Source organism: Streptomyces sp. NPDC001406, assembly GCF_042895285.1.
GTDB lineage: Bacteria > Actinomycetota > Actinomycetes > Streptomycetales > Streptomycetaceae > Streptomyces.
On record NZ_JBIAWG010000050.1, the window covers coordinates 1 to 8,531 of the forward strand.

The window sequence follows — 8,531 nt, forward strand, 5'->3', positions numbered from 1 at the left end:
GCCGGGTACTGGGTCCGTCACGTGCGCGAAGCGGTGCGCTTCGCCGACGGCATCGAGACCCTCGGCGACCTGGGCGTGACCACGTTCGTCGAGATCGGCCCCGGCGGCGTCCTCAGCGCTCTGGCACAGGCCTGCGCGGACGACGCGGTTGCCGTGCCTGTGCTGCGCGGTGACCGACCCGAGCAGCAGGCCCTCGTCGCCGCGCTCGCCGAACTGCACGTGCACGGCGTCTCCCCGGACTGGCAGGCTCTCTTTCCCGGCGCTCACCGCGTCACCCTGCCCACCTACGCCTTCCAGCGCGAGCGCTTCTGGCTGGACGGGGATGGGGACGAGGAACTGGCCGCCGCCGGCACCCCGGCCGACGCGGCGGACTCCGCCTTCTGGGACAGCGTGGAGCGCGAGGACGCGGTTTCCCTCGCCGCGACCCTGGGCGTCGGCGCGGACGCCTCGCTGAGCGCGCTCCTGCCCCGGCTGTCCGCTTGGCGCCGTCAGCGCCGCGAGCAGTCCGTGGTCGACGGCTGGCGCTACCGCGTCACGTGGAAGCCGCTCGGCGCGCTCCCTCAGCCCGGCGCGTCCGGGACCTGGCTGCTCGTCGTGGCCTGCGAGAGCGAGTGGACCGCATCGGTCCGCACCGCGCTCGGCGAGCGCGGCCTGGAACTGGTGACGCTCGTCGCCGGGCCCGGCACCGACCGCGGGACGCTGGCCCGCGAACTGGCCGGCGTCGGCCCGGTGACCGGCGTGCTGTCCCTGCTCGCCGAGGACGAGAGCGCCTCGGCCGGCCACCCCGGCCTGTCGCACGGCCTCGCCGCGACCCTCTGCCTGGTGCAGGCGCTCGGCGACGCGGGCGTCGACGTCCCGCTGTGGTGCGTTACACGCGGCGCGGTGGCCACCGGTCGCTCCGACCGCGTGGACCGCCCGCTGCAGTCACAGGTATGGGGCTTCGGCCGGGCGGCGGCGCTGGAATACCCGCAGCGCTGGGGCGGACTGCTCGACCTTCCTGATCTGCTGGACGCCCGCACCGCGGCCCGCGTGGCCGCCGTCCTCGGCCAGGCGGCAGAGGACCAGGTGGCGGTCCGCGCCTCGGGCGTCTTCGGGCGCCGGCTCGTCCGGGCCGCCCGCGCCACCGGCCCCGCCCAGGGGTGGTCGCCGCGCGGCACGGTGCTGATCACCGGTGGTACGGGTGCGCTGGGCGGGCACGTCGCCCGCTGGCTCGCCAGTGCGGGCGCCGAGCACCTGGTGCTCACCAGCCGCCGCGGCCTCGACGCCCCCGGCGCTCCGGAGCTCGTCACGGAGCTGGAGGAGCTCGGCGCGGCCGCGACCGTTGTGGCCTGTGACGCGGCCGACCGTGACGCCCTGCGGGCGCTGCTGGCCGAGCACCCCGTCAACGCCGTCGTCCACGCCGCCGGCGTCGGCGACCACGTCATGATCGAGGACTCCGACCCGGCCGGGTTCGCCGGCACGGTGGCGGCCAAGGCCGCAGGTGCCGCGCACCTGGACGAACTGCTCGCCGGTCAGGAGCTCGACGCGTTCGTCATGTTCTCCTCGGGCGCCGGTATCTGGGGCGGCGCCAGCCAGGGCGCCTACTCGGCGGCCAACGCCTACCTGGACGCCCTCGCCGAGTACCGGCGGGCACATGGGCGCACCGCGCTCGCCGTCTCCTGGGGCGGCTGGGCCGAAGGCGGCATGGCCGGCGTCGGCGACGGAGAGGAGAAGCTGCGCCGCCGCGGCCTGCCCCCCATGCAACCCGCCCTCGCGATCTCCGCGCTCCAGCAGGCGCTGGCCGACGGCGAGACCGCCCTCACCGTCGCGGACTTCGACTGGGAGCGGTTCATCGGCCCGTTCACCGTCACCCGGCCCAGCGCCCTGTTCTCCGATGTGCCCGAGACGCGCCGCGCCCTGGAGGCCCCGGCCTCCGGCGGCGCCGAAGCCGGCAACGCGCTCGCCGCGAAGCTGACCGGGCTGCCGGCGGGCGAGCAGGACCGCACGCTGGTGGACCTCGTCCGCACGCACGCGGCCGCCGTGCTCGGCCACGACGGCGCCGCGGCGGTGGAGCCCGGCCGGGCATTCAACGACCTCGGTTTCGACTCGCTCACCGCCGTCGAACTGCGCAACAAGCTCACGGCCGACACCGGCCTGAAGCTGCCCACCACGCTGGTCTTCGACTACCCCAACGCCACGGCCCTGGCCCGCTTCCTGCGCGCCGAACTGCTCGGCTCGCAGGGTGCCGCGCAGCAGGAGCAGCGCACGGCCGCCGCCGGCGACGAACCCATCGCGATCGTGGCCATGAGCTGCCGCCTCCCCGGCGGCGTCGGCTCGCCCGAGGACCTGTGGCAGCTCGTGACGTCCGGCGGCGACGCGATCTCCGGCTTCCCCGAGGACCGCGGCTGGGACGTCGAGGACCTCTACGACCCAGACCCGGGCACCCCGGGCAAGACGTACGCCCGCGACGGCGGCTTCCTCTACGACGCGGGCGACTTCGACGCCGCACTGTTCGGGATCTCGCCGCGCGAGGCGCTCGCGATGGACCCCCAGCAGCGCCTGCTGCTGGAGGCCTCGTGGGAGGCGTTCGAGCGGGCCGGCATCGACCCGGCCTCCCTGAAGGGCAGCCGCACCGGCGTGTTCGTCGGCATGTCCTACCAGGGCTACGGCGCGGACCTTCCGCAGGTCCCAGAAGGCGTCGAGGGCCACCTGCTCACCGGCAGCGCCGCGAGCGTCGTCTCCGGGCGCGTGGCCTACTCGTTCGGCTTGGAGGGCCCGGCCGTCACCGTCGACACGGCGTGCTCGTCGTCGCTGGTCGCCCTGCACCTGGCCATCCAGTCGCTGCGCAACGGCGAGAGCACGATGGCCGTCGCGGGCGGTGTGAACGTCATGGCCGTACCGGCCGCGTTCGTGGAGTTCAGCCGCCAGCGCGGGCTGGCCCCTGACGGACGGTGCAAGGCGTTCGGAGCCGGCGCCGACGGCACCGGCTGGGCCGAGGGCGTGGGCGTGGTGCTCGTGGAGCGCCTCAGCGACGCCGTGCGCAACGGTCACGAGGTCCTCGCGGTCGTGCGGGGCAGCGCGGTCAACCAGGACGGCGCGTCCAACGGTCTGACCGCGCCGAACGGCCCGGCGCAGCAGCGGGTCATCCGGCAGGCCCTGGCCTCCGCCGGGCTCACCGAGGCCGATGTCGACGCGGTGGAGGCGCACGGCACGGGCACCGCTCTGGGTGACCCGATCGAGGCGCAGGCGCTGCTCGCCACGTACGGCCAGGAGCGCCCCGAGGACCGGCCGCTGTGGCTGGGCTCGCTGAAGTCCAACATCGGTCACGCCCAGGCGGCGTCCGGCGTGGCCGGTGTGATCAAGATGGTGATGGCGATGCGCCACGGCGTCCTTCCGCGGACGCTGCACGCTGATGAGCCGACGCCGCACGTGGACTGGTCGGCGGGCGCGGTGCGGCTGCTGACGGAGGCCGTCGGCTGGCCGGCGACGGACCGCCCGCGCCGCGCCGCGGTCTCGTCCTTCGGCGTCAGCGGCACCAACGCCCATACGATCATCGAGCAGGCCCCGGTGGCCGAACCGGCTGCCGTCGCACCGGTCGAGGTCTCCTCGGCGACCGTGCCGTGGGTCCTGTCCGGCAAGTCCGAGGCCGCGCTGCGCGCCCAGGCCGAGCGCCTGCTGTCCCTCACCGCCGACGGCGCCGAACAGTCCCTCACCGACGTCGGTTTCTCGCTGGCCACCACCCGGGCCGCCCTGGAGCACCGCGCCGCCGTGGTCGGTGCCGACCACGGCCGGATCGCCGAGGGCCTGCGGGCCCTGGCCTCGGGGGCGCCCGCTCCCGGCGTCGTCCTCGGCCGCGCCAACGCCGGCCAAGTCGGGTTCCTGTTCTCCGGGCAGGGCTCGCAGCGCATCGGTATGGGGCGGGAACTGTACGAGGCGTTCCCGGTCTTCGCGGAGGCGTACGACGAGGTGTGCGCCCACCTCGACCGGCACCTCGGCCGGCCACTGCGGGACGTGGCCTTCGGCGAGAACGGTCACGAGGACGGCGAGGAGCTGAACCGCACCGCCTTCACTCAGCCCGCGCTGTTCGCGCACGAGGTCGCCGTCCACCGCCTGCTGGAGTCGTGGGGCGTGCGACCGGACTACCTGGCCGGGCACTCCGTGGGCGAGATCGCGGCCGCGCACGTGGCCGGGGCCCTGTCGCTGGAGGACGCGGCCGCACTGGTGACGGCTCGTGCCGCGCTGATGCAGGCCCTGCCCGCCGGCGGGGCGATGATCGCCGTCCAGGCCACCGAGGACGAGGTGCTGCCGCACCTCACCGACGACGTCGGCATCGCGGCGATCAATGGTCCGCGGTCCGTCGTGGTCTCCGGAGCCGAGGACGCCGTAGCCGCCGTCGCGGACCACTTCGCCCGGGAGGGCCGCAAGACCTCCCGGCTGAAGGTCAGCCACGCGTTCCACTCGCCGCTGATGGACCCCGTGCTGGAGGACTTCGCCCGCGTCGTCGGCGCTCTGCGCTTCGAGACGCCCCGGACACCGGTCGTCTCGAACCTCACCGGTGAGCTCATCGACGCGTACACGGTGGACTACTGGGTCCGGCACGTCCGCGAGGCCGTGCGCTTCGCCGACGGCATCCGGACCCTGGCCGACCTGGGCGTGACCACGTTCGTGGAGACCGGCCCCGGCGCGGTGCTGAGCGCCATGGCCCAGGGCTGCCTGGAGGGCGCGGTCACCATTCCCTCCGCACGGTCCGGCAGCCCCGAGCCCGAGGCGATCACCGGCGCCGTCGCGCAACTCCACGTGCACGGCGTCCCCGTCGACTGGCAGGCGTTCTTCGCCGGCCGCGGCGCCCGGCGCGCCGACCTGCCCACCTACGCCTTCCAGCACCAGCGGTACTGGCTGGAGACCACCGCGCCCACGGCCGCCGCCGTCGCGGGGACCGACGCCGTGGAGGCCGGGTTCTGGGAGACAGTGGAGCGCGAGGACGTCGAGTCCCTCGCCGCCACCCTCGACCTGGCCGCCGAGCAACTGGACGCGGTGCTGCCCCGGCTGTCCGCGTGGCGCCGGCAGCAGCGCCGGGAGTCCGCCGTGGAAGGCTGGTCCTACCGCACGGGCTGGAAGCCGCTCAGCGGCCTGCGGGCGCACGAACTGCCGGGAGACTGGCTGTTCCTGGTCACCGAAGGCATCTCGGCCGTCGAGTGGACCGCCGCCGTCGCCGACGGGCTCGCCGCCCGCGGGGCCCGGCTGGTCCGGGTGGCGGTCGACCCGGCCGCCGACCGCGGCGCACTGCTGCGGCAGCTCGGCGACGCCGTCCGGGAGACCCCGGTCGACGGTGTGATCTCCCTGCTCGGCACCGACGAGCGGCCCCACACCGGACACCCGGCCCTCTCCGTCGGCACCGCCCTGTCCCTCGCGCTCGTCCAGGCCCTGGGTGACGCGGGCATCAACGCCCCGCTGTGGGCGCTGACCAGGTCCGCCATGTCCACAGGCCGGGCGGACGCGGTGCCGAGCGCCGTCCAGAACGCCGTCTGGGGTCTCGGCCGGGTCGCCGCGCTGGAGCACGCGCCGCGCTGGGGCGGTCTGATCGACCTCCCGGACACGGTCGACGACCGGGTCGTCGGCCGACTCGCCGCGGTGCTCGGCCAGTCGGCCGGGGACCAGTCGGCCGAGGACCAGGTCGCGATCCGCGCCCGTGGCGTGTTCGGCCGCAGGCTGTCCCACACCGCCGCCCGCCGGAACACGCGGGCCGGGCAGCGGTGGTCGCCGCGCGGCACGGTGCTGATCACCGGTGGTACGGGTGCGCTGGGCGGCCACGTGGCCCGCTGGCTCGCCGGTGCGGGTGCCGAGCACCTGGTGCTCACCAGCCGCCGCGGCCCCGAGGCGCCGGGTGCGGTGGGTCTCGTCGCGGAGCTGGAGGCGACGGGTGTCCGTGTCACCGTCGCCGCGTGCGACGTCGCGGACCGCGAGGCGCTCGCCGCGCTGCTCGCCGAGCACCCGGTGAACGCCGTCGTCCACACGGCGGGCGTGGACCACATGGAGCCGCTGGAGGCCATGACGCCGGGCGCCTTCGCCGACGTGCTGTCTGCCAAGGCAGCCGGCGCCCTGCACCTCGACGCGCTCCTCGCGGGCCAGGAACTCGACGCCTTCGTCCTCTTCTCGTCCATCGCCGGAGTGTGGGGCAGCGGCCACCAGGCCGCCTACGCGGCGGCCAACGCCCTGCTCGACGGACTCGCCGAACGCCGCCGGGCCCAAGGCCTGCCGGCGACCGCCGTGGCCTGGGGCCCGTGGGCCGGCGGCGGCATGGCCGAGGCCGACGGCGCGGACGAACGACTACGCCGCCGCGGCCTGATCCCGATGCCCGCCACGCTCGCCGTGGCCGGCCTCCGGCAGGCGCTGGCCTCCGGCGAGGCGACCGCCACATTGGCCGACGTCGACTGGGAGCGGTTCCTGCCCCCGTTCACCGTGGGCCGCCCGAGCGCCCTGCTCGGCGAACTCCCGGAGGCCGAGCGGATCCTCACCGCGGGCAGCACCGCCGGCGGGCACGGCACGGCCGCTGCCTCGCCCCTGGCCGACCGCCTCGCCAGGATGCCCGAGACCGAGCAGAACGCGCTGCTGGTCGACCTCGTCCGCACACACGCGGCGGCCGTCCTCGGCCACAACAACGCCGGCGAGGTCGAGGCCGACCGGGCCTTCAAGGACCTTGGCTTCGACTCCCTGACCGCCGTCGAACTACGCAACAAACTCAACGCCGAGACCGGCCTGAAGCTGCCCCCCACGCTGGTCTTCGACCACCCCAACGCCCAGGCACTCGCCCGGCAGTTGCGCACCGAGCTCACCGGCCTCACCATCGCGGCCGCACCGGAAGCGGCCGCCGCGCCCGCCGAGGATGACGACCCCATCGCGATCGTCGGCATGGCGTGCCGCTACCCGGGCGGGGTGCGCTCGCCCGAGGACCTGTGGCAGTTGGTGATCTCCGGCGGCGACGCGGTCGGCGACTTCCCGGCGGACCGGGGCTGGGACGTGGACGGCATCTACGACCCGGACCCGGACGCGTGCGGCAAGACGTACACGCGCCGCGGTGGATTCCTGTACGAGGCGGGGGAGTTCGACCCGGGGTTCTTCGGGATCTCTCCGCGTGAGGCCGTGGCGATGGATCCGCAGCAGCGCCTGCTGCTGGAGACCACGTGGGAGACGTTCGAGCGGGCCGGCATCGACGCGGAGTCGGTGCGCGGCAGCCGTACCGGAGTCTTCGTCGGCTCCGGCTACCAGGACTATGCCGCCCAGGCCTTCAACGCGATCGACGATTCCGAGGGCTTCTTCGGCACGGGCAACTCGGCGAGCATCATGTCCGGCCGTATCGCCTACACCCTCGGCCTGGAAGGACCCGCCGTCACCGTCGACACGGCGTGCTCGTCGTCGCTCGTGGCCCTGCACTGGGCGGTCCAGGCCCTCCGCAACGGCGAGTGCTCCATGGCGCTGGCCGGCGGCGTGATGGTCATGTCCACCCCGCGTGCCTTCGTGGAGTTCAGCCGCCAGCGCGGCCTGGCCGCCGACGGCCGCTGCAAGGCGTTCGGCGCCGGGGCCGACGGCACCGGCTGGGCCGAGGGCGTCGGCATGCTCCTGGTGGAGCGGCTGTCCGACGCCGTGCGCAACGGCCACGAAGTCCTGGCGGTGGTACGGGGGAGCGCCGTGAACCAGGACGGTGCGTCCAACGGTCTGACCGCGCCCAACGGCCCTTCGCAGCAGCGGGTGATCCGGCAGGCGCTGGCCTCCGCCGGGCTCACGCCAGCCGACGTGGACGCGGTGGAGGCGCACGGTACGGGGACGAGGTTGGGTGACCCGATCGAGGCGCAGGCGCTGCTCGCCACGTACGGGCAGGAGCGGCCGGAGGACCAGCCGCTGTGGCTGGGCTCGCTGAAGTCCAACATCGGCCACGCACAGGCCGCCGCAGGTGTCGCCGGTGTGATCAAGATGGTCATGGCGATGCGCCACGGCGTCCTCCCGCGGACACTGCACGCGGACGAGTCGACGCCGCACGTGGACTGGTCGGCCGGTGACGTCCGGCTGCTGACCGAGGCCGTGGAGTGGCCGGAGACGGACCGCCCGCGCCGGGCCGCCGTGTCGTCCTTCGGCGTCAGCGGCACCAACGCTCATACGATCATCGAACAGGCCACGCCGGCCCCTGCCGAAGAGGCCACCGTCACTCCGGCCCCGGCCCTCCTGCCGTGGGTGCTCTCCGCCAAGAGCAGCGCTGCGCTGCGCGACCAGGCACGACGACTGCTGGCCTTCGTGGAGGACGGCATGTCATTGGCTGATGTCGGCTTCTCACTGGCCACCACCCGGAGTGCCCTGCGCCACAGGGCGGCCGTCATCGGCGAGAGCTGTGACGACTTCCGCCGCGGACTGGGCTACCTGGCCGCCGGAATGCCGTCGCCCGGAGTCGTCCAGGGCCGGCCGGGAGGCAAGGTCGGCTTTCTGTTCTCGGGTCAGGGTTCGCAGCGGATCGGTATGGGGCGTGAGTTGTACGCGGCGTTCCCCGTCTTCGCCGATGCGTA

The 8,531-nt window shown here is 74.6% G+C and carries 1 protein-coding gene; it reads left to right on the top strand.

The genetic code is table 11. The features are described 5' to 3' along the window. Positions 1-8,531 (top strand): type I polyketide synthase (locus tag ACFY1J_RS45970; RefSeq protein WP_390733298.1); only part of this gene is annotated, 8,531 nt, incomplete at both ends.